This window comes from Pseudomonas sp. NPDC077186 (assembly GCF_044543505.1).
Lineage (GTDB): Bacteria > Pseudomonadota > Gammaproteobacteria > Pseudomonadales > Pseudomonadaceae > Aquipseudomonas.
The window spans coordinates 360764-384659 of record NZ_JBITWE010000001.1 but is presented as its reverse complement, the minus strand read 5'-3'; the positions used below and the strand labels follow the sequence as shown (position 1 = coordinate 384659).

The 23896-nt window shown below is 64.5% G+C and carries 25 protein-coding genes and 2 pseudogenes; 7 read left to right on the top strand and 20 right to left on the bottom strand.

Translation table 11 applies throughout. The annotated features are described in order from the left end of the window. Positions 1–15 precede the first annotated feature (15 nt). The 3 genes and pseudogenes from ACIGKL_RS01740 to ACIGKL_RS01730 all read left to right on the top strand — a co-directional run. A pseudogene (locus tag ACIGKL_RS01740) lies at positions 16–1140 on the top strand (HAMP domain-containing protein); the annotation flags it as partial. Beyond that, positions 1135–1998 carry a methyl-accepting chemotaxis protein gene (locus ACIGKL_RS01735; protein ID WP_397486233.1) on the top strand — a complete coding sequence of 288 codons (864 nt, stop codon included), beginning with the start codon at positions 1135–1137 and terminating at the stop codon, positions 1996–1998. The pseudogene ACIGKL_RS01740 and the gene ACIGKL_RS01735, both read left to right, overlap by 6 nt. 116 nt (positions 1999–2114) lie before the next feature. Continuing rightward, positions 2115–2822, top strand: a complete 708-nt coding sequence (locus ACIGKL_RS01730) for a GntR family transcriptional regulator (RefSeq protein WP_397485005.1) — start codon at positions 2115–2117, stop codon at positions 2820–2822. Between the two features lie 113 nt (positions 2823–2935). On the opposite strand, the gene ACIGKL_RS01725 is transcribed toward ACIGKL_RS01730, so the two are convergent. The 9 genes from ACIGKL_RS01725 to hemA all read right to left on the bottom strand — a co-directional run bounded on the left by ACIGKL_RS01725 (position 2936) and on the right by hemA (position 11295). After that, entirely contained in the window at positions 2936–3631 is a 696-nt protein-coding gene (locus ACIGKL_RS01725) for an RES family NAD+ phosphorylase (RefSeq protein ID WP_397486232.1), read from the bottom strand. Next, on the bottom strand, positions 3631–4038 hold the full coding sequence (locus tag ACIGKL_RS01720) for an antitoxin Xre-like helix-turn-helix domain-containing protein (RefSeq protein WP_397485004.1): 408 nt from the start codon (positions 4036–4038) through the stop codon (positions 3631–3633). The genes ACIGKL_RS01725 and ACIGKL_RS01720 overlap by 1 nt, the downstream gene beginning before the upstream one ends. A gap of 85 nt (positions 4039–4123) precedes the next feature. After that, the gene (locus tag ACIGKL_RS01715) at positions 4124–4390 is read right to left on the bottom strand and encodes an EexN family lipoprotein (RefSeq protein ID WP_183894604.1); all 267 of its coding nucleotides are present in this window, start codon (positions 4388–4390) and stop codon (positions 4124–4126) included. Next, positions 4390–5316 carry a LysR family transcriptional regulator gene (locus ACIGKL_RS01710; protein ID WP_397485003.1) on the bottom strand — a complete coding sequence of 309 codons (927 nt, stop codon included), beginning with the start codon at positions 5314–5316 and terminating at the stop codon, positions 4390–4392. Before ACIGKL_RS01710 ends, ACIGKL_RS01715 begins: the two co-directional genes overlap by 1 nt. 13 nt (positions 5317–5329) lie before the next feature. Continuing rightward, a complete protein-coding gene (locus tag ACIGKL_RS01705; RefSeq protein WP_397485002.1) occupies positions 5330–6529 on the bottom strand; it encodes an MFS transporter in 1200 nt (399 codons plus the stop codon). Positions 6530–6614: 85 nt separating this feature from the next. Beyond that, positions 6615–8468, bottom strand: coding sequence for an asparagine synthase (glutamine-hydrolyzing) (gene asnB / locus ACIGKL_RS01700; protein WP_397485001.1), 1854 nt, complete (start codon positions 8466–8468; stop codon positions 6615–6617). 22 nt (positions 8469–8490) lie between these two features. Next, positions 8491–9561, bottom strand: a complete 1071-nt coding sequence (locus ACIGKL_RS01695; RefSeq protein WP_397485000.1) for a Gfo/Idh/MocA family oxidoreductase — start codon at positions 9559–9561, stop codon at positions 8491–8493. Further along, positions 9558–10061: a GNAT family N-acetyltransferase gene (locus ACIGKL_RS01690; protein ID WP_397484999.1), complete on the bottom strand. Its 504-nt coding sequence runs from the start codon at positions 10059–10061 to the stop codon at positions 9558–9560. The genes ACIGKL_RS01695 and ACIGKL_RS01690 overlap by 4 nt, the downstream gene beginning before the upstream one ends. A gap of 1 nt (position 10062) precedes the next feature. Continuing rightward, entirely contained in the window at positions 10063–11295 is a 1233-nt protein-coding gene (hemA, locus tag ACIGKL_RS01685) for a 5-aminolevulinate synthase (protein ID WP_397484998.1), read from the bottom strand. 156 nt (positions 11296–11451) lie between these two features. Here hemA and ACIGKL_RS01680 point away from each other — a divergent pair, with 156 nt between their 5' ends. After that, positions 11452–12306 carry a helix-turn-helix transcriptional regulator gene (locus ACIGKL_RS01680; protein ID WP_397484997.1) on the top strand — a complete coding sequence of 285 codons (855 nt, stop codon included), beginning with the start codon at positions 11452–11454 and terminating at the stop codon, positions 12304–12306. 17 nt (positions 12307–12323) lie between these two features. On the opposite strand, the gene ACIGKL_RS01675 is transcribed toward ACIGKL_RS01680, so the two are convergent. From ACIGKL_RS01675 to ACIGKL_RS01625, 11 genes are all read right to left on the bottom strand, one after another. Continuing rightward, positions 12324–14273, bottom strand: a complete 1950-nt coding sequence (locus ACIGKL_RS01675) for a DUF3363 domain-containing protein (protein ID WP_397484996.1) — start codon at positions 14271–14273, stop codon at positions 12324–12326. A gap of 349 nt (positions 14274–14622) precedes the next feature. After that, the gene (locus ACIGKL_RS01670; RefSeq protein ID WP_397484995.1) at positions 14623–15150 is read right to left on the bottom strand and encodes a S26 family signal peptidase; all 528 of its coding nucleotides are present in this window, start codon (positions 15148–15150) and stop codon (positions 14623–14625) included. Further along, positions 15147–15389, bottom strand: a complete 243-nt coding sequence (locus ACIGKL_RS01665) for a hypothetical protein (RefSeq protein ID WP_179572893.1) — start codon at positions 15387–15389, stop codon at positions 15147–15149. The genes ACIGKL_RS01670 and ACIGKL_RS01665 overlap by 4 nt, the downstream gene beginning before the upstream one ends. Then, on the bottom strand, positions 15386–16024 hold the full coding sequence (gene parA / locus ACIGKL_RS01660; protein WP_179572894.1) for a ParA family partition ATPase: 639 nt from the start codon (positions 16022–16024) through the stop codon (positions 15386–15388). Before parA ends, ACIGKL_RS01665 begins: the two co-directional genes overlap by 4 nt. A 244-nt stretch (positions 16025–16268) precedes the next feature. Next, on the bottom strand, positions 16269–17096 hold the full coding sequence (locus ACIGKL_RS01655) for a replication initiator protein A (protein ID WP_397484994.1): 828 nt from the start codon (positions 17094–17096) through the stop codon (positions 16269–16271). A gap of 11 nt (positions 17097–17107) precedes the next feature. Continuing rightward, entirely contained in the window at positions 17108–17389 is a 282-nt protein-coding gene (locus ACIGKL_RS01650) for a helix-turn-helix transcriptional regulator (RefSeq protein WP_397486231.1), read from the bottom strand. Positions 17390–17985: 596 nt separating this feature from the next. After that, positions 17986–18498, bottom strand: a complete 513-nt coding sequence (locus tag ACIGKL_RS01645; protein WP_397484993.1) for an antirestriction protein ArdA — start codon at positions 18496–18498, stop codon at positions 17986–17988. Between the two features lie 229 nt (positions 18499–18727). Then, positions 18728–19993, bottom strand: coding sequence for a type II toxin-antitoxin system HipA family toxin (locus ACIGKL_RS01640; protein ID WP_397484992.1), 1266 nt, complete (start codon positions 19991–19993; stop codon positions 18728–18730). Next, the gene (locus ACIGKL_RS01635) at positions 19986–20504 is read right to left on the bottom strand and encodes a helix-turn-helix domain-containing protein (RefSeq protein ID WP_397484991.1); all 519 of its coding nucleotides are present in this window, start codon (positions 20502–20504) and stop codon (positions 19986–19988) included. The genes ACIGKL_RS01640 and ACIGKL_RS01635 overlap by 8 nt, the downstream gene beginning before the upstream one ends. Before the next feature lie 173 nt (positions 20505–20677). Next, the gene (locus tag ACIGKL_RS01630; RefSeq protein ID WP_397484990.1) at positions 20678–20938 is read right to left on the bottom strand and encodes a LasR-specific antiactivator QslA; all 261 of its coding nucleotides are present in this window, start codon (positions 20936–20938) and stop codon (positions 20678–20680) included. Further along, on the bottom strand, positions 20935–21204 hold the full coding sequence (locus tag ACIGKL_RS01625) for a hypothetical protein (protein ID WP_397484989.1): 270 nt from the start codon (positions 21202–21204) through the stop codon (positions 20935–20937). The genes ACIGKL_RS01630 and ACIGKL_RS01625 overlap by 4 nt, the downstream gene beginning before the upstream one ends. 715 nt (positions 21205–21919) lie before the next feature. Here ACIGKL_RS01625 and ACIGKL_RS01620 point away from each other — a divergent pair. The 3 genes and pseudogenes from ACIGKL_RS01620 (at position 21920) to ACIGKL_RS01610 (ending at position 23847) form a co-directional block, all read left to right on the top strand. Further along, positions 21920–22167 (top strand): annotated as a pseudogene (locus ACIGKL_RS01620) (hypothetical protein). Between the two features lie 55 nt (positions 22168–22222). Then, positions 22223–23068, top strand: a complete 846-nt coding sequence (locus ACIGKL_RS01615; RefSeq protein WP_397484988.1) for a DUF692 domain-containing protein — start codon at positions 22223–22225, stop codon at positions 23066–23068. Then, positions 23059–23847: a DUF2063 domain-containing protein gene (locus ACIGKL_RS01610; RefSeq protein ID WP_397484987.1), complete on the top strand. Its 789-nt coding sequence runs from the start codon at positions 23059–23061 to the stop codon at positions 23845–23847. Before ACIGKL_RS01615 ends, ACIGKL_RS01610 begins: the two co-directional genes overlap by 10 nt. Positions 23848–23896 lie beyond the last annotated feature (49 nt).

Sequence of the window (23896 nt, the reverse complement as noted above, 5' to 3'; positions counted from 1 at the left end):
AGCCGAGGAATCGCCATGTTCAAACCCGTGCTGGCGCTGATGAACCGCGCCCGCTATCTGCAGAAATTCGCCATCATCCTGGCGGTGTTTCTGCTGCCGTTCTGCTGGCTGGCGCTGGACAAGCTCGGCGGTCTGTACCGCGAGCTGCAGGACGCCCAGAAGGAATTGCAGGGGCTGGCGGCGATCAAGCATTACCTGCCACTGTATCGCGCTTCGCTGGAACTGGTCGGCCTGCAACTGGTCGGCCATGCGCGCGAGAGTGAGGCGCTGAGCACCGCCCTCGCCGAGCAGCAGCAGGGCTTGCAGCGCGCCGCGCAGGCGTTGAACGAACAGCTGGCGGCCGCGTCGATGGCGCCGGTGGATGCCGCTGCCCTGGTCGGCCAGACCAAGGCGCGCGGTGACCTGCCGGTTGGCGCGCTCTACGCTGAGCTGCTGCACGGCCACGCGGATCATGTCGCGCGACTCAAGGACATCGCCCGCGACACCTACCTGAGCCAGGACCGCGACGCCGAGGTCAGCCGCGCCGTCGACCTGCTGCTTGGCACGGCGCTGCCGCTGTACCAGACTCTGTACCAGACCCGCGCCTTCGCCTGCTACGTCACCGCCTATGGCTATCTGGATTCCGCCTCGCGCACCAGCATCCTCAGCCAGGCCGGCAACCTCGACCCCTTCACCCAGGTCGCCGCCGGGGCGGGCGCCGCACAGGCCCGCGCGCAGATCGTCGAGGCCGCCACGCAGGCGCGCGAGCTGTACGAGAGCACGATCATCGCCGGCTACGCCGCCAGTGCCTTCTACGACGAAGACTCGACCGCGCTCTGGGCCGAGCGCTGGCAGGCCTACGCGCCGCTGCTCGACCGACTCGACAGCGCGACGCAGCTGCTGCTGGACGATACGGCGACGATTCTCACCGCGCGTATCGCCGCCCGCGAGCGCACGCTGCTGGGCTGGAGCGTCGCGCTGCTGCTGGTGATCGCTAGCCTGATCTACCTGTTCGTCGGCTTCTATCTGTCGGTGCGCGGCTCGATCCGTCTGATCACCGATGCCACCTGTCGGCTGGCCGACGGCGACCTGCGCTACGGCATCCGTGCCAACGCGCGCGACGAGCTGGGCGACCTGGCCGGTGACTTCAACGTCATGCGCGAGCGCATGCGCGCGCTAATCGCCGAGGTGGTGCAGTTTTCCGACGCCACCCACGGCAAGGCCGCGCAGGTCAGCGCCACGGCGAGCCACTCGCAGCTCGCCGCAGCACGTCAGGCCAGCGAGCTGGAGCTGATCTCCACGGCCATGGCCGAGCTGGTGGGCAGCGTGCAGGAAATCAGCCGCAGCTCGCACTCCACCTCGGATCGCGCCAGCCACGCCAGCGCCAACTGCCGGGATGGCGGGGCGAAGATCGAGCGGGTCATGGGTAGCATCGATGCGCTGTTCGCCGAACTCGACGAGTCGATCGCGACCATTGCCGCGGTCGAACGCGAGAGCCAGGAGATCGCCCGGGTAGTGGAGATGATTCGCAGCGTCTCGCAGCAGACCAACCTGTTGGCGCTCAACGCCGCCATCGAGGCCGCCAGGGCCGGCGAGCAGGGCCGCGGCTTCGCCGTGGTCGCCGACGAGGTGCGCAGCCTGGCCACGCATTCCCAGGGGCTGACGGGGGAGATCGACGGTACCATCGAGCGCCTGCAGCGCGAGGTCGGCAACGCGGTGCGGCGCATCCGCGCCACCCACGACAGCGCCGGCGAGGTGGTGCAGCTGACGCGGCTCGCCGCCGAGGCCTTCGCCGATATCACCGAGGGCATGGCGGTGATCGTCCAGCACAACCTGCAGATCGCTGCAGCGGCCGAGCAACAGGCCGCGGTAGTTGAGAGCGTGGAGCGCAACACCCGCGAGATCCGCACCCTGAGCGGCGCGACGCGCGAATCCGCCGACGACATGGTGCGTGCCAGCGACGCGGTGGCCGAGCTGACCGGCGGACTGCATCGGCTGGTCGGCCAGTTCAAAATGTGACGCATAGGGGCACGGCCGCTGCGCCAAGCCGATGGTCTGGCGCGGCGGCCTTGCGTTACTCTTGGCGGCATTCGCCCGCCGCGCAGTCGGGCAACAGGTAATGGCAGGAACCAGCGATGAGCAACGATGCAGTAGAAGCGGAATGCAACGGGCGCCGCCATGGCGGACGCTACATCTACGAAGAGCTGCGCAAGCAGATTCTCACCCTGAAGCTCAAGCCCGGCTCGCCGCTGGACGAGGTGTCGCTGGCCGCCCAGTTCGGCCTGTCCCGCTCACCGGTGCGAGACGCCCTGGCGCGCTTGATCACCGAGGGGCTGGTGACCATCTTGCCGAACCGCACCACTCTGGTTACGCCGTTCGAGATAGAAGAATTTCCCAACTACGTCGCCGCCCTCGACCTGATCCAGCGCGCGGTCACCCGGCTCGCGGCGTTGCAGCGCACGGACGACGACATGCAGCGCATCCGCGCCGCCGAAGATGCCTATATGGCGTCGATATCCAAGGGCGACTTCCAAGCCATGACCGAGCTGAACAAAACCCTGCATCTGGAGATCGCCCGGGCCGGCAGAAACCCCTATCTGACCAGCTACTACGAGCGGCTGCTGGGGGAAGGTCAGCGCCTGCTGCACCTGCATTTCGACTTCATCATCAGCGCCGCCAGCTCGTCTGGCCTGGGGCGCGATCATGAAGAGATCGTTGAGGCAATCGCTGCTCGTGATGCCGATGCAGCCGAGAACGCCGCGCATGAGCACACGATGCTGTTCCAGCGCAGGTTCTTGGACTTTATGCAGCAGAACTTGACGGCGAAGATGAATATTTCCTGATTCTCCTCCTCATGTGCTCCAGGAACATGCAGCAACCGCTGGTGCCTTCTGTCTTTGGCCTTGAAGCTCGTGACGGATTTCATTTCGGGTGGTGTTTCAATCAGGGGGCGGAGCTATTCGGCAATCAGGGTTGTAATGCGGTTTACGCTGATGATCTGCTCACACCAGATCATCTCGAAATGCGCGGCCTGGATGATCGATGTAACAGGTCGCGGCGTCATCAGTGCCCAGCAGGTGTGGCCCGGGGCTCGAACCGAGTGGTAGCGCAGGCCTGGGTATCCCGCTCGTTTCACTTCGCTTCCCAATCGATTTGAGTGTGCGTAGTCGTCCGGCGCATAGATGGGGTCTGAAAGCGGCAGTGCGGTGGCGTCCCTCATCCCGCTGTCGCTGAAGCTGGCAGTCAGCCCCCTGAAGACGAAACGCTCATAGTTGAGCTCCGGCACATTCGACCAGTAGTGCTCCTGGTGATGACGCACCTCGGCAATCGCGGTGTCCATCCTGTCGGCCAAGTAGAGCACGCCGTAGTTGCCGTTGCTGAAGCGCGAGCCGGCCGGGTTCACGTGGGTGAAGGGCGCTGTCGCATAGGAGCAGCCGGGTATGCCGAACGGGATCTGGTCGCGGGGAATCAGCTCCAGGCGACCAATCTCGTTCTGCAGCCGTGGATTGGTCAGCGCCTGGATCTGATAGAGGGCTTCGAAGTCCTCGGCGTCAGCGACATCGTCGAACAGGGCAATGGGCGGAAATTTGGAGTTGACCAAACGGTATGCCTGCAGGCTTTCACCTTCCAACATGGGAAGGTCTCCGAGCATCACCACTGGGCACCTCGCAGTGCGTCGATCCGCCGGAATGTCTCGTACAGCGAGATCATGTCGCCCTGCGCCATGATGTCGAGCGGCTTGCGGCCGTTGAAGAACTCGTTGCGGTTCTCCATCGTGGGGAAGCCGTAGACGTTCTCGGGGTTGTCGAACACAACGCGCAGCGCTGCGTGGATGTTCAACACAAGACTGATGCGCTGCATCTGATCGGAGTCCAGGCTCACCGCCCACGTCGAATCCTTCTGACTAGCGCGGGTGTAGGTGCTGCGGGAAATCCGCAGCACCCGGCAAGCCTGCTCGCAGGTGGCCTTCCACTTGTCCAGAACATTCAGCGCGGCACGAAGGCCGGCTGCGCACTGGGTTTTCGAGAAGTCCTGAGTTTGGATAGCAGCAGCTGTCATGGAGAGCCCTCGGTGTAATCTGTAGGTCGAAATATAGCATATTTGATTCTGCAGATCGATTGTGGCTACTTCACTGGCGCTGCTTCTAGCGTCCATTGTCAGTGTCCGAGCTGAAGAATTGGACGGGGTGAGGAGTGTAGGGTGTGCCTTTGCCCATAAAACGTATGCGCTGGGCATCGCTGACGGCGTTGCACTGAGCCTCACCCAATTTTGCTCGACTGTCCCGGCACTGCAGCCGCAGTTCCTTGAGCCGCTCGGGATTCTCTGCAAGCGCTTCAGCCGACTCAAACGGCATCGGCTTTTCGCACGCGCTCAACAGCAGGGCAGTCAGTAGCAGTGACATCTTCTTCATCAAGCGATCTCCTCGTGGGATGTGTGATCAGGCAGTAGCGCCTTGCTTTCCGCCGGGCTCACCCGCCCGATAAACCGCGCCAGTTGCTCGGCCGGCTCGCCTTCGCGACGAATCAGGTAGGTGGTCAGCATCGCGGGGCAACCGGCCAGCGGCCGGGCCACGACGTCCGGGTTGTTGAGCTCGGTGATACGCGCCAGGCTGGAGAAACCCAGGCCGTAACCTGCTGCCACCAGCGCCATCATCAGGTCCAGGGTCGGTACGCGGTCGGCGATGGTCAGACGCGTATCCACTGCGCCGAGCACCCGCTGCAGCTGTTGCCAGAACCCTTCGCAGACCTGCGGATCGCAAAGCACCAGCGGGTAGCGCAGCACCTCGTCGAGTGGTACGCGTCGATAGGTCAGCAGCGGGTGGCGGGCAGGCACCGCCACCACGAGCGGATCGAACCAGACCGGCTCGGCTACCAGCCCTTCGCCCACCTCGTCGGACTGTGCGAGCCCGATATCGAAAAGGTCGTCGTTCAGGCCCCGGACCTGTTCGCTGAAGGTGACTTCCGACAGGCAGATCTCTACCTCGGGTTCTTCCTCGCGGCACTGGGCGAGTAGGGCGGCCAGGCGTGCCTGGGGTATGCCATCGGACAGCGCGACGCGAATACGCCCGCGATACCCGGCAGCCGCACTCTTGACGCTGGCCTTGGCTTGGTCGACCACGGCCAGCACCCGGCGCGCTTCTTCCAAGAGCACTTTGCCGGCCCAGGTCAGGCGCGTGCGCCGCGTGGTGCGCTCGAACAACTGGACGCCCAGGCGGTACTCCAGTTCCTTGATGATCCGCGACAGGGGCGACTGTTCGATATGCAGGCGCGCGGCGGCGCGGGCGAAATGCAATTCTTCAGCGACGGCGATGAAACAGCGAAGGTGGCGCAGTTCCACGGCCTTTCCTCCGTCAGTTGTAGGGTTCGGCTTGCACGTCGCCGTTCCAGCTCGGCTGGCGACGCAGGTTGACGATCTGCAGCAGGGCGCCCAGCGCGGCGACACCGCCGGCGCTGGCGGCCAGGGTCCAGGTGGGCATTTGCAACAGCAGCACGAAGCCGCCGGCCGCGGCACCGATGGCGCTGCCCAGGTAGAGCGCCGACTCGTTCAGGGCGATGGCCAGGTTGCCGTCGCCCTGGGCCTGGCGCGCCAGGATCAGCTCGTTGTTCTGCGGTACCTGCAGCGCCCAGCCGACCGCGCCCCACAGGGCGATGGGCAGCATCACCAGCCAGGTGCTGAGTGCAGCGGCCAGCGGCAGCACGAACAGCGATACGGCGAGGATCAGCATGATGGCGAAGGTCAGCACCGGTCCCTTGATTCGATCCACCAGCGGGCCGATCAAGAAACTGCCCAGCACGCCACCGATACCCCAGACCCACAGGTAGGGGGTGACCGAGCGCACCGCGCCGTAGGCCGGGTCAGCCAGCAGCGGGGCGATGAAGGTGTACATGCCCAGGCTGGCGATGGCGGCCAGCAGCGACACCAGCAGGATGACCAGCACATGGCCGTCGCCAAGGATCGCCAGCTTCTGGCCCAGCGTGGTGGCGGTGGCTGCCGGTAGGGAGGGGAGCTTCAGCAGCAGGCCGAAGAAGGCCACCAGGCCAAGCACGGTCACCAGCCACAGGGCGGCCTGCCAGCCGAGCTGTTCGGCGATCAGCAGGCTGAGCGGCACGCCCAGCACCACGCCGCTGGCCATGCCGCCCATGATGATGGCGATGGCCTTGCCGCGGCGTTCCGGAGTGGACACCGCGGCCGAGGCGCCGATGCCCATGGCCAGGTAGACGCCGGCACCGATACCGGCGATAGCGCGCCAGACCATCAGCGCGGTGAAGCTCTCGGCCAGTGCGCTGGCGGCGTTGGCGATGACGAACAGGCCCAGGGCCAGCAACAAGCCGGCGCGCTGACGATGCGCCGGGGTCAGGGCGACGAAGATCGGCGAACCCAGACCGTAGGCCAGGGTGAAGGCGGTGACCAACTGGGCGGCCACCGCGACGGAGACCGCGAACGAGGCCTCGATCATCGGGATCAGCCCGGCGGTGACATAGGAGGCCATGCCGAGGGCGAAGGCCCCTAGTGCTATGAGGTAGATGGATGATTGGTTGGGTGTGTGCATGCTCGGACTCGCTTGCGTTGCAGGAACGCGTGGGTGGTACAGCGGAGGGATACGGCCCCGCCCCGGGGCCACATCCGGTTGGGGACTAGAGTTCGAGGCTGACGTCGTACTCGTTCAGCCAGGTGTTGAGGCCGACCGCCAGCTCCATACCCATGCGCTCGTACATGGGTGAGACGCTGCCGAGCGGCTTGGCCAGGGTCTGCTGGATACGGCCGCTGTCGAGCAGGGGCGTCACCGGCGCGTTGCGATCCGCCTGGATGGCGGCCAGGGCATCACGCAGGGCCTGCTCGTAGGCCGGGTCCTGGGTCGAGGGGTAGGGGCTCTTGATCCGCTCGCTGATCGATTCGGGCAGCAGGTCGCGGGTCGCCGCGCGCAGGATGCTTTTCTCTCGCCCGTCGAAGGCCTTCATCGCCCAGGGGATGTTGAAGGCGTACTCGACCAGGCGGTGGTCGCAGAAGGGCACCCGTACCTCGAGGCCGACGGCCATGCTCATGCGGTCCTTGCGGTCGAGCAGGGTCTGCACGAAGCGGGTCAGGTTGACGTAGCTCATCTGCCGCATGCGCTGGTCGACAGCACTCTCGCCGGGTAGTAGCGGCGCTTCGGCAAGGGCCTGGGCGTAGCTGTCGCGCAGGAAGCTGTGCATGTCGAGCTGGGCCAGCAGGCCCGGGTCGAACAGGGTCTTGCCGTCGAAGTACTTGCCAGTCACCGAGGACAGCCAAGGGAAGGTGTCGGCCTGGATCGCCTCCGGATCGTGGAACCAGCGGTAGCCACCGAACACCTCGTCCGCGCTCTCGCCTGATAGTGCCACCGTCGAGTGCTTGCGCACCTCCTGGAACAGGCGGTAGAGCGACGGCCACATGTCGCCCCAGAATGCTGGTGGCAGATCCAAGGCGCGGACGATCTGCGCACGCAATGCTGTGTCGGCCAGCTCGTGACTGTCGAGGACGATCTCCTGGTGGCTGGAGCGAATCTTCTCCACCAGATCGCGCACGAAGGGTGCATCCGGCGTGCCGCGCACGGCGTCGCCGGTGAAGCCGCTGCCATGGTCGACGAAGTCGACGGAGAAGGAGCGGATGTTCTCCTTGCCGGCAGCGAGCAGCTTCTTCGACGCCAGCGCGGTGATGATCGAGGAATCCAGCCCGCCGGAGAGCAGGCTGCAGAGCGGTACGTCGGCGACGATCTGGCGGTCGACGATGTCCTCCAGCAGGTCGCGAGTATGGCGGATGGTCTCGTCCAGCGTGTGTTCGTGCTCGCGCGCCTGCAGCTTCCAGTAGTGGCGGCGGCCCAGGCCCTGGCAGTTGATACGCACGATCTCGCCCGGCATCACCTCGCGCATGCCGTCGAACACGGCATGGCCTGGTGTCTTCACCATCTCCAGGATCTCGCGCAGGCCATCGGCGCGCACTTTGCGCGGTACCAGCGGGTTGGCCAGCAGCGCCTTGGGCTCGGAACCGAACACCACACCATCTGCGGTGGGGAAGTAATACAGTGGCTTGACGCCCATGCGGTCACGGATCAGCAGCAGCTCCTGTGAGCGCAGGTCCCAGATGGCGAAGGCATACATGCCGTTGAGCCGCTCGACGAAGGCCTCGCCCCATTCGACATAAGCACGCAGCACCACCTCGGTGTCGCTGCGGGTCTCGAAGCGGTGACCGAGTCGCTGCAGCTCGGTGCGCAGCTCGCGGAAGTTGTAGACCTCGCCGCTGTAGGTGATGGCGGCGACCTCGCGCGGGCCACCGTGCATAGCCGTCATCGGTTGGCGGCCGCCCTCCAGGTCGATGATCGACAGGCGTCGATGGCCCAGGCCGACCGGGCCGTCGATCCACAGTCCGCCGGCATCCGGGCCGCGCAGGGCCATGGTGTCGGTCATGCGCTGCAGGGTGTCGCGTTGCGTTTCGAGGTTCTGGCTGTAGGACAGCCATCCAGCGATTCCACACATAGTCGTTCTCCTTGTGATTGAGTTACCCGAGGCTTTCCAGGTCGCTGTCCTCGGCCAGCAGCACGCGCGTCTCGCCATGGACGTAGCGCGCCGCTGGTGGGATTTGGGCGTGGATTTCCAGGTCGTTGAGCAGGCGCTGCAACGCCACGGCTGTATCGAGGCCGGCGAAGGGCTGGCGGGGCGGCTCCTTGAGCGCTACGGCGCGTACCACCTGCAGGCATAGCCGCGAGAGCTTGTGCAGGGTGTCCAGGCCTGGCTCGTCGGGGGCGGTGGCGAACTCGTGCAGCAGCTCCTCGGCGCCGTTGGTGCCGCGCGTCCAGATACGCAGCTGGTCGTGATCCCAGCGCGGGGTGTCGAACACCAGGCGTGCATGGATCAGCCTGGCGTCGCGATCGACGAAGCTGAAATCCACGGTGCGCTGACGCACGATGTTGACGAAGCTGCTGTAGCCGCTGACCGCTGCTTCGCCCAGGCGGGCGGTGAGCAGCACGCTGTCGAGCACCTCGCTGCCGGAGATCGAGAAGTCCGAGCGCACGCCGAGCACGCCCTGCAGGTGCGGCTGGCCGGCGCGTGGGCAGATCCAGCCGAGCAGGTCCAGGGCGTGGATCACCTCGCTGGTCACGCCGCAGGTGGGGCGGTAGTCGTTGATGCGATCCTTGCCCCAGTGGAAGTGGGCGCGCACCAGTTGCCAGTCGTGGTGCTCGACCCATTCGCGCAGCTGCCGGCTGGCCTCCGAGTAGCGTTCCACCAGATCCAGGGCAAAGCCGCCGACCTGCTCCAGTGCGGCGAGCAGCTCGTCCAGGTCGTCACCGGGCGTGACCAATGGCTTCTCACAGAGCACGAAGCCCCGGTAGCCGGCCAGTTGCTTGAGCACGGGCGCATGGCTGTGGTCGTTGACACTGACCACCACGATGTCCGGCGCGAACGCCTGCAGCGCCCGGCCGACGCTGTCGAAGTAGGGCAGCTCGGTCGCTTTCTGCCGGCGCCCGACATAGGCCAGCGACAGCGGCAGGCCGGTGCTCGTGGCGATATGCTCGAAGGCGCGGCGGTAGCGGTTGCCGGCGTAGCCCAGGCCGATGATCAGGATCTTCATGCCGAGGCCTCCTGACGAATCAGCAGGCGCTCGTCGCTGACGGCGAAGCCCAGAGCTTGGTACAGCGAGCCGGCGGCCTCGGTACTCTGCAGCACCACGCAGCCGACGCCGCGGTTGGCGAACCAGCGCAGCAGGTGCTGCATCAGCTGCCGGGCGATGCCGCGGCCCCGCCACTGCGGCTCCACCACCACCGATTGCACCCAGCCGGACAGGCCGTTTAGGCAGCCCGGCGCCGGCGCGCGCTGATCGATGATGGCCGTTGCACAGCCCAGCAACTGGCCGGACTCCTTGTGCTCGGCGGCGAGGACCTGCACACAATCACTCTCGCTCAGGCGGCTGCTCAGCCAGGTGCGGTAGGCCGCTCGCCAGCGCGCCGCGTCCTCCGGCGTCTTGCTCGAATAGCTGGCGGTGGTGCCGTCCAGCAGATACGCGCGCAGCTCCACCAGGCCGGCCAAGTCGGCCAAGTTCGCCGGGCGCACGGTGAGGAAGGACTGCTCCATCTCAGGCCACCTCCGCAGCAAGTACCTCGGACGCCAGCGGGATGCTGAAGTGGTCGAAGGTCTCGCGTAGCGACAGCGCCAGGTGCTCAATCTGCGCATCGCTGTGGTTCGGCGTGGCATTGACGCGAAAACGTTCGGTGCCCACCGGAACCGAGGGGTAGTTGATTGGCTGCAGGTACACGCCATGGGTATGCAGCAGGCGTTCGGCCGCCGCCTTGCAGCGCTTAGCCTCGCCTACCAGCACCGGTAGCACGTGTGTCTGCGAGCAGGGCATCACCGGCACGTCATAGTGCTTGAGCCGCTCGCGCAGCTTGGCGGTCTGGCTGTGCAGGCGATCACGCTCGAGGCGGCTGGCCTTGAGATGCTCGACACTGGCCAGGCAGCCTGCAGTGATCGCTGGCGGCAGCGAGGTGGTGAAGATGAAACCGGTGGCGAAGGACCGAACGGCATCGACGATCACCTGGGTCGAGGCGATATAGCCGCCGATTACGCCGAGGGCCTTGGCCATGGTGCCCTGGATGATGTCCACCTGATCGGCTACGCCCAGTTCGGCTGCTATACCGGCGCCGCGTGGGCCGTACATGCCCACGGCGTGCACTTCGTCGAGGTGGGTGAGGGCGTTGTAGCGCTTGGCGATCGCAACGATTTCGGCGATAGGGGCAATGTCCCCGTCCATCGAGTAGATCGACTCGAAGACCACGATTTTCGGCTGACCCAACGGGTAGCTGGCGAGGATCTGCTCGAGGTGGGCGACATCGTTGTGGCGGAAGATCTTGCGCTCGTTGGGCGTCGAGCGAATGCCGTTGACGATGGAGGCGTGGTTCAGTTCGTCACTGATTACTACGCAATCGGGGATACGCCGCAGCAGACACTGGAGGGTGGCGTCATTGGAGCCGAAGCCGGTGGGGAAGACCAGTGCCGCTTCCTTGTCGTGCCAGTCGGCCAGGCTCGCCTCCAGGCTGGCGTACAGCTCGTGCGAGCCGCCGATATTGCGCGAGCCGCCGGAGCCGGCGCCGTAGGTCTCCAGCGCGTCGTGCATCTGTTCGCGCACGGCCGGGTGCTGCGACATGCCGAGGTAGTCATTGCTGCACCAGACCACCACCGGATCCTGCTCGCGACCGTCCAGCTTGGCCAATGGATACTGGCCACAGATGCGGCTGAGGGTGGTGAAGGTGCGGTACTGGTTGGAGGACTTCAATGTCTCCAGTTGTTCCCGAAGAAGTGCTTGGTACATCCGTTTATCTCCTTAGCGAGTTGATGACACGTCTCTGTGTGGTTCCTCATCTAGCAAGAGCCCTGGCGCGGGCATTTGCGGCCAGGTCGGGGTATTCTTCTCGGGATTTATAGGGGTTACAATTTGACTGTTTATCCTAGTACTGGAGGTAACCGGATGAGCGCGCCCCGCACAGCCGAACGCACTCGGGTAGAGCTGGCCGAATTCCTGCGTAGTCGCCGCGAACGCATTTCGCCGGAGGAGGTGGGCCTGCCCGCCGGTAGTCGACGGCGCACGCCTGGGCTGCGCCGCGAGGAGGTCGCGGCCCTGGCCGGGGTGGGTTTGTCCTGGTACACCTGGCTGGAACAGGGACGGGATATCAGCGTGTCCGCGACCTTCCTCGACAACCTTTCTCGCACGCTCAAGCTGGATGCCACCGAGCGCCGCCACCTGTTCCTGCTCGCCCACCAGCGTCTGCCGCCAGAGCCGGGCAAGACCTGGTGCACGGTGCCGGCGCTGATTCACCGGCTGATGGGGGATCTGCCGTCACGTCCGGCCTACGTGCTCAATCTGCGTTGGGATGTGCTGGCCTGGAATGCTGCGGCAGATCGGGTGTTCGGTTTCTCCGCGCTGCCGGCGGATCGCCGCAACCTGTTGTGGATGCTGTTCACCAGCCCGGCCATGCATGCGCTGTTCAATCCCTGGGAAGAGCAGGCGCTGCAGATCCTCTCCAGCTTCCGCCGCGACTTCGTGCGGGCGACCCAGGATCCGGATATTGCCGCGCTAGTGAGGGACCTCGAGAAGGCCTCGCCAGACTTCAGAGACTGGTGGCGGCAGCAGGACATCCACGGCCCGTGCCAGGGGATACGCCACCTGCACATCGAAGCGGTCGGCCAGGTGGTGTTCGAGCACACCACGCTGACCATCGACGAGGATCGCCACCTGCGCCTGGTCTACTACGCGGCCAAGGAGGGCATGCCGCAAAGCCGATCCTTCGAGCAGTGGCTGCAGCAGGAGCCGGCGCTGGTCTAAGCCCCGGCGCCTGTTGCTCAACCAATCGACGGCCCGCGCTGGCGACCCAGTTGCCAGGATGCGCTGTTGCCCTGGATCACCGCCGACACGCTTTGCCCGAGCCGCTGCTCGATCACCGGCTTCCACGGCACCAGGCTGAAGCCGATGCCATCGTCGAGCAGGGCATAACGGCCGCTGGCCAACTGTACGCTGCGCCGATAGATCCCGCTGACGCGCTGGCCCTCAACCGCCGGGCGGTACTGCATGCCCGTCTGCGCCGAGATCTCAAGTGCCGTTGCGGTCAGCTCCCGCCCGCGCAGGGTGGCCAGCAGGTTGCGTGCGAGTATCACGCGTTGGCCCTGGCGTTCGGCCAGGCCCTGATCCACCAGGAAGTCCGCGCGCTGCCGCAATGCTTCGCGCACCTCCTTGCCGAAACCTTGGTCGACCAGTTCGCGGTTGCCGCCGATCAGCTGCTGATCCAGCCAGGTCGCGCCGACGGCACGCACCTGTTGCTCGAGGGGCAGCGGCGTGCGCAGTTCGACGGCGACGTCGCCCAGGCGGCGGGCATCATGTTGCCGGCCTTGCTCGGGCAGATCGGCCGGCACCCGCCAGACGCCCTCGGCCAGCCGTTCGACGATACCGGCCCGGCGCAGGACTTCCAGGCGCCGTACATGGCGCTCGACCAATGCCTCGGGATCCTGTTCTTCGACTGCCTGTGATCGTGCCAAGGCCAGGTGGTGATCGCTGCGATAAATGCCGTCCGCAGCCAACGCAGTAATCGACCTATCCACTGTGCGCGGCTCGCTCAGGCTGCGCGTCTCCACCAGGCCACCGATGGGGTAGTCGGCCAGTTCCGCGTGGGCTGGCAGGGCCAGATAGTGGGCCTTGCCGTCGAGTCCGTCGACCACCAGATAGCCGCGATCATGCAGCTCGTCGTCCAGCCCCTTGGCGACGATCCGGCCGACCACAACAGAACCATCCTTGCCCGGCTCAGATACCGCCAGCTCGCGCTGCACGCTACCCATGGCCCGCTGCATCGTTCGCACGATATCGCCACGCTCGCCCATGGCGCGCAGGGTCACTTCGATGTCGTCACGTAGGATCCATTGTCCTGGCCGAACCTCACGAGCCAGCTCAAGCCTCTGCAACTGCTGCAGGCGGCCGATCAGCAACTGTCGGCGCGGATGGTTGGCGAGCCCCTTCAGGCTGAGCACGCCAGCTTGGCGTTCACGCAACAGGGTGCGATCCAGAGTGGTGAAACGCTCCTGCTGCACCTCGCGCTGCAGGCTCTGCTGGATCTCCAGCTCGGTGCGCGGACCGAGCCATTCGGTGGCCAGCTCCGAGGCGCGGTTGCGCATGCCCTCGGCGATGTAGTCGCGGGCGATCACCAGGTCCTTGCCGGTATCGTCCTTGCCGCGCAGGACGATATGGGTGTGCGGGTTGTCGGTGTTCCAGTGGTCGACCGCTACCCAGTCGAGGCAGGTGCCAAGATCGGCCTCCATCCGGCTCATCAGGTGGCGGGTGTAGGTGCGCAGGTCGTCGAGCTGCTCGGCATCCTCGGGCGAGACGATGAAGCGAAACTGGTGGCGGTCATCCCGGCCGCGCTCCTCAAAGGCATTGAGGTCGGCCTGGTCGGTCAGTGGCCCATAGGCTTGGCCCGGATCGCCCTCGCGACTGACGCTGTCGCGTTCGATGTAGCGTAGGTGGCTGAGCGTCGAGCGCTTGCCGGCCTGGCGCAGGTTTACCAGGCGCGTTTTGATGGTGACGCGGCGGGCGTTGGACGGCAGTTGCTGCGTGCTGAAGCGAGCGGCGACATGCCCGCGGCCTAGCCGAGCGCCGGGCTGGTGGCCCGCCTTGCGCGGCTTGCTGGTGCCGGCCTTGTTGGCCTGGCGCAGCACCTGGTTGACGAAGGGTTGGCCGCGTTGCTGCGGCTTGCCCGGCTGCGGGCGAAAGCGCAATTCGTCATCCGGACGGCTTCCCTTGCTCATGTTTGGAGTCCTCCAAGTTGATCGCAGTACGGCGTGTCAGGCACGCTTCTAAGCCAGTGTTGCTGTGGGGCGAACACGATTTCGGCACCTGGCGGCACCGGCGTTGTGTCGCCGCCAACCCCCGTGCAGACTGCTTTCCGGGCCAACGAAGTGCCGCCCCCTTTTATCTTGCCCTCCGCTTTTTCCGTGCCTTTGCGCTGCTGAGTTGGGTAATCAGGAGAGGCAGGACGGCGACTTCCAAAGCTCCTGACCGGCAGGCAAGGGCAGAGTTATCTGCAGCCAGGTGGCCCGCGAGTGCGAACATCGAGGGCATGCACTTGGCATACGGATCGACACAGAAACGGCCAGCTCATCGACTCGACTCCAGCCACAAGGGCTGCGCCCGACCGATCACCGCATCGACAGACAACGGGCCGAAGTAGCGGCTGTCGAACGACGCCGGATTGCTGCTGTTGAGCAGGAACAGCTCGTCGCCAACCAGGCGCCGACAGGCTTGCCAGTTTGGCAGCGCGCGAACCTGTCGATCCCACCTCAAGCGCTTAGCCACTAAGTCACCATCGATACGTACCTGGCTGCCCTGTACGCATACCCGCTGCGGCGCCATCGCCGCCACTGTCTTCAACAGCGGCACGTTCGCCGGCAGGTAGCCGCGCTGAGCCGCCAGCGAGCTTGCCTCCGGCGGCAGGCGAACCAGCACCAGGTCGCCAGACGCCAACGAGTTGGCTGGCGAAATGCGGTACCAGCCGACGGGCACGCTATCGGACGCGTTGTAGACCAGCCGCGGTGGCGACGTTGTGAGCGCCGCCCAACACAGGGCAAACAAGCTGCAGGCGAGCAGCGCCAGTGGCCACCGTACGCCGAGAGCACCCGGCGTCATGTCGTAGCCTCCGGAAACTGCTTCTCCAGCAGTTCGCGCAGCATCTCTGCCATGGTTACGCCACGGTCGAAGGCCGCCAGCTTGATCCGCGTGCGCAGTGCCGGCGTCACGTCCAGCGTTAGCCGGGCGCTGTAGCGCTCGACCTTGCCGTTGTCGATTCCAGCGCCTTGACGTATCCAGGCTTCGGCCTGTGGATCGGCCAGTGGGCGTGCACCGATACCGATGCGTTTTCCACTCATGGCGACCACCTCAGCAACTCGTCGACCAGGGTGCTGACCTCGCGCGCGGCGGCGCTGTCCGGCGCCAGTTCACGCGCCAGGCGACCGGCTGCCACGCTCTCAGCGAAGACGATACGCTGGCGTACTTCGGCCTGCAGTGCCGGTAGCGGTTGGTCGGCCAAGGCGCCGCGCGCTTCGCGGCCGATCACCGTGGTGCTGACGCGGCGGTTGATGGCAAATGCCGCGCGCAGCGTGGGCCTGAACACCTGCGCCTCGCGGATCAGGTTGACCATCTCCGCGCTGGCCCACAGGTCGTAGGGGCTGGGTTGCACCGGGATCAATACGCGATCCGCCGCCAGCAACGCCGAGCGGGCGAGGGCGGCGATGCGCGGTGGCCCGTCGATGATGATGTGATCGGCGCGACGAGCGAGCTCAGGGGCTTCCTGATGCAGCGTCTCGCGCGCCAGGCCCACGGCGCTGAACAGTCTTGGCAAGCCCTGCTGGCTGCGCCGTTGTGTCCAGTCCAGTGCCGAGCCCTGTGGGTCGGCATCGAGCAGGATGACGTTCTGTCCGCGCAGGGCCAGTTCGCCGGCGATATGGGTGGCGAGGGTGGTCTTACCCACGCCGCCTTTCTGGTTGAGCAGAGCGACGATCATAGCCGGATCTCCCCGGCCAAACTGCCCCGATCAGCACCTGTCCACACACAGGCGTTGCCCCAATAACAAGTTAGAGCTTTTAAGTTAGTAATGTTAGAGAGGGCTGAAAGGCGCGCCAGCCGTGGCTTGCAGAGGAGTTTGTGCGCCTGAAGGCACGTGCACCGCGCTCCTGATAGCACGGGCCGGCGTGCGCCTGAAAGCACGTCGGGATTCACAGCTTTTCCCGAAGTTATCCCCGTGCCGTCTACGGCACGGCGCGAAAGGCCAGCAGTTCGGTCGAGCGGGACAGGCGCACGACCTCCAGGCGATACCCGGGCAGCGACTGGCGGGCGACCAGCGCACGCAGGTCGAGGGCGAAGTCCGAGTAGCGCGCCGAGCTGCCGGATTTGCGGTACAGGTGGCGAAAGTCGAACTGCCAGCCGTCTTTTTGCTTGCCGCCATGCTTGCGCACCAGGCGATACAGCCAGCGCTCGATCCCGCCGGTGAGGCGGAAGTAGGCCGGGTCGATGGTCAGTACCAGGGCCTGATCGAGCACCCCGCTGTAGAACCAATCCGGCAGGATTAGCTCGATACCCAGTGGCCGACCATCCGCCGCGGCCAGCTCCCTCCACTCGTTGATCCAGGAGAAACGATGCAGGCGTCGGCCAGTGGTCTCGCGTATCGAGGTGGCCACGCTGGTCGACTGCAGCCGATCCAGCGCCGCCTTCAGGCGCTGGTAGTCGCGCAGCGAGGTGCCGCGGCCGATGAAGCGCAGGATCTGGTAGGGCGTCGCACGCATCAGCCGCGAAGTGGGAATGCCCGCATCGCGGGCCTCGACTAGCTGGCTGGCCGCCCAGATCAGGATGTCGGCATCCCAGATCGTGGCGATGCCATGCTCCAGCGTGCCCTCCACGCGGACCGTCACCTCGCCCGAGCGAAAGTCGATCGGCACGGTGCGTCGCGACTTGGCCAGCGAGAAGAACGGATGCGCCATCAGGTCCTGGGCGTCGCGCGGCGCCATATCCCCCGGCAGCGCTCGGAACAGATCCAGTTGCCCACACTGGGCAGGCGAGTCCTGAGAGTTGCGGCTCATGGACAAGGGCTTCACTGCTCATCACGCTGCGCTCCCGGGTGGCGGTCGAGGTACTCGGGATCGAAGGTGGTCTCGAAGCTGCGCTCACCCGCCCAGGCCTCGAGATCGGCGAGGGCGTACATCACCCGCCGGCCAAACTTGTGGAAGCGCGGCCCGCCGCCGATCACCCGTTGCTTCTCCAGCGTGCGCGGTGACAGCCGCAGGAAGGCTGCGGCTTCGTTGTTGGTGAGGTAGCGAGGGGCAGGGCAGACCTGTGGCGCTTGCGCGTCAATAGCGCCCCCTACGGGCCGCATGGCATGCGTCGTTGGCCCGGCCTTGCGGTACAGCGGGGAGTCGAGGTCGATGCGATGCGGCTGGCGGGAAAGATCAGTTGAGTACGACATGGTGTGTCCTCCGTTGACGTGGGAGGTGCACCGTGCGGCAGCCGTCGCGTTCGATCATGCCAGGTTGAGTCTGGGAGAATACGCAGGCAGGAGGGGCGAGGATTGATGCCGGGAAGGTCTGAACGCTGACCGGGTACGCCCATCTACGCGCGTCACCGGCTGCGGCACCCAAGCGCGCCAAGCCGCATTGGCGAAGCCCTACGGATTCACGGGGCTGCGGCTTTCCATAAAACCGGAAAACCGCATCGGCGGATTTCCGTAAATCCGTAAAAGCGTAAATCCGCTTCCCCACCAATCCGTAAATCCGTGGATACGGATCGACGGATTTGGGCAAAACCGTAAGACCGTAACGGTCTCAATCAGCGGGGCGCAGAGCCCGACTGCTCCAGACTGATCGCCGGGTGCGCGTGCCCGTGCATCAGCCTTCCGGGTGGGGCGCGCGGGTGGCCGACAGGACAGGGGCGCAAAAAACAAGGCACCGGGTCACCCCGGTGCCTTCTGCTGGTTTAGCGATTCCAGAACACATGCACCTGCTCGAAGCCGGTCTCCAGGGTGAACACGTCGCCGCTGTACTCCATGTCGCGGGCCATGGCGCGGTAGTCGATGTACATGGCCAGGTGCGGCGGAATGCGGGTGGTTTCCTCGGTCAGCTCTTGGGCGTAGTCGGCCAGCGAGCTGTAGCAGCCGCAATAGTCTTCCTCGGCCGCCTTACGCGCCTGCTCCAGGTCGTTGAAGTGAGCGAGCAGGGCGCCGCCGAACTCGGGGTACTCCTCGATAAAGCAGGCGATCTCGTGGGCGCTCTCGAGGCCCTCGTACTCGCCGAGGCGGTAGCCATCGAAGCCCTCGAAATCGTGGATGGCATACTCCTCTGCACCATCGACCGGCGAGGCCGCCAGCATGGCACTGACCTGCGCCTGGATGTCGTCCAGCTCCAAGGTGGCGTCGATCCAGACGCCATGCAGGTGACCGGCGTTGTAGGCGGCCAGGTCGGCAACGTAGATCCTGATTTCTTCGCTCATAGCTTTCGCTCCTTCGTCTTCAGGGTTCTGCGCTTGCGCTGCGCATGAACCCCTGCCGACTAGGGCGACTAAGGCGGTCGTGAAAAAATCAGGAAAAATCGCGGAGGCTCCACCCAGCGCAGCGGCCGGGTGGAAGCCGTCTATTTTTCTTGATTTTGAGGGGGGCAAGAACCCCTGCTATGAGGTAGTAGCGTCACCAGTGGTGACGGCGTCCAGAAGTACTTGCTACTTAATCGGCGAGGCGAAATGCCGAGGCCATTTGGCCTTGCTCTTTGACGCTGATCCCGAGCTTCTTGGCCGCAGGCCGCCAGAGCAGTCGGACCTTAGTGCGAAAGTCTTCGATGATCTCCAGAGCGTCTTGCTGCTTGAGTCGGAAGTAACCAGCCACCGACAGGGCCAGATCCAGGTCGAGCGCGTTGTCGGACTCGGAGACGTTGAGCTTCAGCCCATCGGCGTAGGGCACCGGATTCATGTCGTAGGCGGCGGAGAGCTGCCAGCCCTTGTCCGGGACGAGGATGAAACCATGGTTTCGCAAGTGGTCATCTGTATTGCTGACCAGCATGTTGAAAACGATCCGCTTCCACAGTTCCTGCAGGTCTGCCTCTGGCGTGGCACCGTGGCGCATCAGTACCTCGGCGATTTCCAGGTAGCTGACGCCAGTTGAGTGGTCCTCGCCATCGACGTGCTCCGTCATGGTCATCGCTGAGGCGAAGTGCAGCCGCTCGCCCGTCGCGGTGCGGTCGAAGCGTTTGACCATGAAACAGTGATGGTCGCTGGCGTACTTCCCCGCAGTGGCCTCTGCCACGCGCAGACCGCAGGCGTTTGCGAGGATATTGACCACCATCTCCCAGGCGCCGACATCGTGTTCGTCGTTGTTGCTGGGAAACTTGGCGATCCACAGGGCATTGTCCGGATCTACCACGCTGGCCTTTGGCCGGGCACCACCCAAGGAGCCGCCGGGGGCTATCAGCATCCTCAGCCAGTCCCGACCGTCGCTCATGTCCTCGCCCTGCTCGAAGCGCCTGGACGCCTCCTCAAGCTCGCGCATGCTGGTCATCGGCGGTGCGGCCGTGTCGTGGTGGTCGTCCAGAAACGGGCCATTAACATCAGTCTTGAAGCGAATGGCGCCCACACGGAAGCTGTCGTGCACGCCCAGCAGGTAGTCGGATTCGAACAGCTTCGAGCCTTCTGCGGCCACTCCAGTTCGCACATCTCGTTCATGGCGGCGTCGCATCAGCAAACGCCCCCAGTGGTCTGGCGAGGCGTCGGCGAAAAGGCCGAAGGTCGCGGTGCCTTGTGCGGGGAACTGGCGGCCAGCGAAGGGCTGGAGTCTCGGGTCAAGCAGTGCCTGATGTGCCAGGCCGGCTAGTGCCGAATCGACGAATTCGAACTCGAACCGCTCGCTGCCACGTGTGCGCCAGCAATGCAGGGTGCCAAGCTTCTGTGGACCAGCGAGCCCCGCCCAATCGGCGAAGACTAATATCTGGCTAGCCATCGAGTTCTCCCATCAACTGAGCCGCCAGGTCTGCACCGGTGATGATTTTCTTATCGGCCGGTTGTGCCTTGGAAGTCGCCCGTTTGCCAGCGTTGGACGGCGGACGCTGAGATTTGGCGTCTGCCAGCTTAAGCGAGCTTGGTACAGTAGGGTTCTGGGGCTGTCGTTGAGGGGCGGGGCGGTTTGCAGCAGCCGTTGGGCTCCTGGCGGCCCGGGACTTTGCAGGCGACAGTGCCGTGTCCTGCAAGTGGCGGCCCAGTTCATCGTTCAGCGCGACCTGGGCGAGGTCTTTTTCCAGCCCCAGCACTTGCAGCACGGCCATGTAGGCGCCTAGGGTCACGCCTGCACTGCCTTGCTCAAGAGACCTGAGTGTCGGCAAGGACATCCCGGCCCGCTCAGCCATCTGCTTGGCAGTGATTTTGCGGCGCTTGCGCGCAAGCATCAGGCGCTCGCCCAATTCCTCGAGCAGCCGGTCAGATGCCGGCAGTAGTGGGGCGGTTCGTTTTGCCATGGGAAAATATTCTTTCATAAAGGAAGAAAAGGTGAAGAGATAATAGCATCTATGCTCTCTTGATTCGTGGGTGCTAGTGGAAAAATATAAATATTCCTTCACTTTTATATTAAAAGTGAAGGAATATTTATATTTCAGCCTTCTGTTGAGTCAGGTCGGCTTACAGCCGACTATCAGGACTGCCGCGAACAGATTCGCTGGTGAATGCGGCTTAGGAATCCAACCTCAAAGGCGCGCCTTTCCATCGCGCATGGCAGCAGATCGCGCTCGGCGATCATGACTGCCCAGAGCCAGCCGCTACGGGCGTTGTCGAGCCAGGTCTGGGCCAGCTTGACGCCTTGGTTGAATGCCTGCCGGCAGTCAGCCGTCCAGGTGATTTCCATGCCAGGGTGGCCGTCGTGTGGCGGCAGGCAGGTCATGATGCCTTTGCTCATCTGGCACCTCCTCGCACTTCTGAGAGGGCTCGGCGATAAAGCACGACCATCTCGTCGAGCAGATCTAGGGCGGAGTAAGCAGCGATGCGCACCCGCAGATCTGCCGGCTGCAGCCCATCAGGTTCAGCCAGTTGATCCAGCAGGTTGCCGAGCATGACGCCACGTAGTTCAGCCGCAGCTTCAGAGCGTAGGGGAGAGCGTTCGGACTCATGCAGCGGGCTTCGCTGCAGCGGAAAAGGTAGAACGCAGGATTCGAACTCAGCCATGGCGCACCTCCAGCAAGGAGGTGGACAGCAAGACTGGCAGCCCAAGGCGGAGCCCTTGGGTAAAAAGGTGGTAGCGCATTTTCCTTATGCTCCTCGGTTTGATTAAGGAGCTGCCACCAACCGTTCTGACGCAGTATGGTGGCAGACCGTACGGGGGTCAGAAACCGGTAACCGAGGGAACCGGCCAGGCAAAAGCCTGCCCCGCACGGCCTGCCATAGAAAAGCGATAGCAAACACTGAAGTGTTCACCGCTTCGCTATGACGCAACCGCGCCCTCGATTGATCGGGTTCTGACGCCCGGCCGTGGGATTGACCACGACGGGCGCACTCTAGCCCGAGGGTTTCAGGATGGCAACCTACTGTGGCGTAGTCGGATGTCCAGTTTCGTGCCGCCGCCCTATAGGTCACTTGGTGGGGTAGGTGAGGGGAGTACCCTGCTTGTGGTTTTCGGCTTACGCGTCGGCCAACTCGTACCGGAGGCCGAACTTCTGTTGTAGCTAATACGCCGCGTCACTGGATATTGTCGCGCGCACTCTGCTGACCTTGGCATTGGAAAGGCAGCTATTAGTAGGGGCTCTTCTTAGGGCTGTTGCACAGACACTGAGCTGTGATTTTTCAACTTCGCTGTAACGCCAGCTCGTCTCGTCGATCTAGTTGAATGCCGGCACGCAAAACACCTTTGCCCGGCTAACCCAGATCACCCGAGGATACGCACATGACGATGAAATCCACCGCAGCTACTGGTGCTGCTATCGCTTTCGCTGCTGCTGCCATGTTTGCAGGCATGTCCGGCACTGTTGTGGCGGCTGAAGAGGCCAAGGTGCATTGCTACGGCGTCACATCCTGTAAAGGCCAGAACGACTGCAAGACCGCCGAAAACAGCTGTAAAGGCCAAAGGGTCACGGCTTCAAGGTCATGACCAAGGCCGAGTGCGATGCGGCAGGCGGTACTGTCGGCGAGTAAGTGAGCTGGGGCGACCGCTGTGCGGTGGCCCCGCATCACAGGCAAGGAGTCAGAGATGAATGCTCAACGCGGCAATCTGGGTTTTGGCTTGGGCCTGCGCAGTACCTATTACCAAGCCATTCTTGAGCAGCAGCCGGCCATCGACTGGTTCGAGATCGTCTCGGAAAACTACCTGGTAGCGGGCGGCAAGGCTCTCTACTTTCTCGATGCCATCGGCGAGCAGTACCCGCTGGTGATGCACGGCGTGTCGCTGTCGATTGGCGGCCCGCATGAACTCGACCGCGACTACCTGCGCCAGCTCAAGCACCTGGCCGCGCGGGTGCAGCCGGCGTGGATCTCCGATCACCTATGCTGGAGCCGGGGCAATGCCCACCAGCTGCATGACCTACTGCCGTTGCCCTACACCGAGGAGAGCCTGCAGCATGTAGCGGCACGGGTGCGCCAGGTGCAGGACGTGATCGAGCGGCCGCTGGTGCTGGAAAACGTTTCCAGTTATCTGCGCTGCGCCGATGACCAGTTCAGCGAGTGGCAGTTTCTCAGCGCCCTGTGCGAGCTCAGCGGCTGTGAGCTGCTGCTGGACGTCAACAATGTCTATGTCAGCGCACGCAACCATGGTTTCGATGCCTGGGCATTTATCGGCAGCCTGCCCAAGCAGCGCATCCGTCAGCTGCACCTGGCGGGCCACAGCGATTACGGTAGCTACCTGATCGACACCCATGATCAGCCGGTCAGTGCCCCGGTCTGGCAGCTCTATAAACGCACTCTGCAGCACCTGGGGCCGGTGTCCACGCTGTTGGAGCGCGATGATCACTATCCCGCCCTGGATGTGCTGCTCGACGAGCTGAACACCGCGCGCCGGTTTGCCGCTCAAGCGCTGCATGGAGCGCCGCGATGCGCCTGAGTGACTGGCAGGTGCAGGTACAGGCCTACCTGCTGAACCCCGACACCCAGCCCAACCCGGAATTGCGGGCCAGCCTGCTGGGCAGCGCCGTGCTGAGTGCCGAACAGGGGTTGGCGATTTACCACAACGCCTACCGAGCGCGCCTGCTGGAGGCCTTGCGTGGTGATTATCCGGCGGTGCATGGCTGGCTTGGCGACGAGGAGTTCGATGCCCTGGCCCTGGCCTATCTCAATGCGCACCCCTCGCAGCATTTCAGTCTGCGTTGGCTCGGTGCGAAGCTGGCGGCGTTTATCGATGGTTACCTGATCCCCGCGCAGGCCGCTCCGCTCAGCGAGTTGGCGCGTCTGGAATGGGCCTTTACCCTGGCGTTCGATGCGCCGGAAGGCCAGCCCCTTAGCCTGGCGCAGATGGCCGAACTGCCCGCCGAAGACTGGCCGGCGCTGCAGGTCCGTCTGTTGCCCAGTGCGCAGTGGCTGGCGTGCCGACATAACAGCCTGGCGATCTGGCGCGCGAGCAAGGAGCGGGGCGACTTCCCCGGCAGCCAGTTACTGGCTGAGGTGGAAACCTGTGTGGTCTGGCGCGATCAGCTCATCACCCGCTACCGTTGCCTGGCGGCAGATGAAGCCACTGCGCTGCGGGGTATGACCGAACAGGGGTGGACCTTTGCCGAACTCTGCGCCCAGCTCAGTGAGCTGGGCGAACAAGCACCGCTGCAAGCTGTAACCTGGCTGCGCCAGTGGCTAAGTGACGGGCTGCTGCAAGAGCACGCGATGGACTGACGGGGCATGCCACAGCGTGGATAGCTCGGTGAAGTTATTTACCGAGCTT

What these genes read in the sequence shown, in the direction of transcription:
- ACIGKL_RS01735 (WP_397486233.1), top strand. Translation starts at nt 1,135, where the DNA reads ATGCGCGAGCGCATGCGCGCGCTAATCGCCGAGGTGGTGCAGTTTTCC.
- ACIGKL_RS01730 (WP_397485005.1), top strand. Translation starts at nt 2,115, where the DNA reads ATGAGCAACGATGCAGTAGAAGCGGAATGCAACGGGCGCCGCCATGGC.
- ACIGKL_RS01635 (WP_397484991.1), bottom strand. Translation starts at nt 20,504, where the DNA reads ATGGCAAAACGAACCGCCCCACTACTGCCGGCATCTGACCGGCTGCTC.
- ACIGKL_RS01715 (WP_183894604.1), bottom strand. Translation starts at nt 4,390, where the DNA reads ATGAAGAAGATGTCACTGCTACTGACTGCCCTGCTGTTGAGCGCGTGC.
- ACIGKL_RS01640 (WP_397484992.1), bottom strand. Translation starts at nt 19,993, where the DNA reads ATGGCTAGCCAGATATTAGTCTTCGCCGATTGGGCGGGGCTCGCTGGT.
- ACIGKL_RS01675 (WP_397484996.1), bottom strand. Translation starts at nt 14,273, where the DNA reads ATGAGCAAGGGAAGCCGTCCGGATGACGAATTGCGCTTTCGCCCGCAG.
- ACIGKL_RS01615 (WP_397484988.1), top strand. Translation starts at nt 22,223, where the DNA reads ATGAATGCTCAACGCGGCAATCTGGGTTTTGGCTTGGGCCTGCGCAGT.
- ACIGKL_RS01650 (WP_397486231.1), bottom strand. Translation starts at nt 17,389, where the DNA reads ATGCGGCCCGTAGGGGGCGCTATTGACGCGCAAGCGCCACAGGTCTGC.
- ACIGKL_RS01645 (WP_397484993.1), bottom strand. Translation starts at nt 18,498, where the DNA reads ATGAGCGAAGAAATCAGGATCTACGTTGCCGACCTGGCCGCCTACAAC.
- ACIGKL_RS01655 (WP_397484994.1), bottom strand. Translation starts at nt 17,096, where the DNA reads ATGAGCCGCAACTCTCAGGACTCGCCTGCCCAGTGTGGGCAACTGGAT.
- ACIGKL_RS01630 (WP_397484990.1), bottom strand. Translation starts at nt 20,938, where the DNA reads ATGAGCAAAGGCATCATGACCTGCCTGCCGCCACACGACGGCCACCCT.
- ACIGKL_RS01695 (WP_397485000.1), bottom strand. Translation starts at nt 9,561, where the DNA reads ATGAAGATCCTGATCATCGGCCTGGGCTACGCCGGCAACCGCTACCGC.
- ACIGKL_RS01680 (WP_397484997.1), top strand. Translation starts at nt 11,452, where the DNA reads ATGAGCGCGCCCCGCACAGCCGAACGCACTCGGGTAGAGCTGGCCGAA.
- parA (WP_179572894.1), bottom strand. Translation starts at nt 16,024, where the DNA reads ATGATCGTCGCTCTGCTCAACCAGAAAGGCGGCGTGGGTAAGACCACC.
- ACIGKL_RS01665 (WP_179572893.1), bottom strand. Translation starts at nt 15,389, where the DNA reads ATGAGTGGAAAACGCATCGGTATCGGTGCACGCCCACTGGCCGATCCA.
- ACIGKL_RS01610 (WP_397484987.1), top strand. Translation starts at nt 23,059, where the DNA reads ATGCGCCTGAGTGACTGGCAGGTGCAGGTACAGGCCTACCTGCTGAAC.
- ACIGKL_RS01690 (WP_397484999.1), bottom strand. Translation starts at nt 10,061, where the DNA reads ATGGAGCAGTCCTTCCTCACCGTGCGCCCGGCGAACTTGGCCGACTTG.
- ACIGKL_RS01705 (WP_397485002.1), bottom strand. Translation starts at nt 6,529, where the DNA reads ATGCACACACCCAACCAATCATCCATCTACCTCATAGCACTAGGGGCC.
- asnB (WP_397485001.1), bottom strand. Translation starts at nt 8,468, where the DNA reads ATGTGTGGAATCGCTGGATGGCTGTCCTACAGCCAGAACCTCGAAACG.
- ACIGKL_RS01720 (WP_397485004.1), bottom strand. Translation starts at nt 4,038, where the DNA reads ATGACAGCTGCTGCTATCCAAACTCAGGACTTCTCGAAAACCCAGTGC.
- ACIGKL_RS01725 (WP_397486232.1), bottom strand. Translation starts at nt 3,631, where the DNA reads ATGCTCGGAGACCTTCCCATGTTGGAAGGTGAAAGCCTGCAGGCATAC.
- hemA (WP_397484998.1), bottom strand. Translation starts at nt 11,295, where the DNA reads ATGTACCAAGCACTTCTTCGGGAACAACTGGAGACATTGAAGTCCTCC.
- ACIGKL_RS01625 (WP_397484989.1), bottom strand. Translation starts at nt 21,204, where the DNA reads ATGGCTGAGTTCGAATCCTGCGTTCTACCTTTTCCGCTGCAGCGAAGC.
- ACIGKL_RS01670 (WP_397484995.1), bottom strand. Translation starts at nt 15,150, where the DNA reads ATGACGCCGGGTGCTCTCGGCGTACGGTGGCCACTGGCGCTGCTCGCC.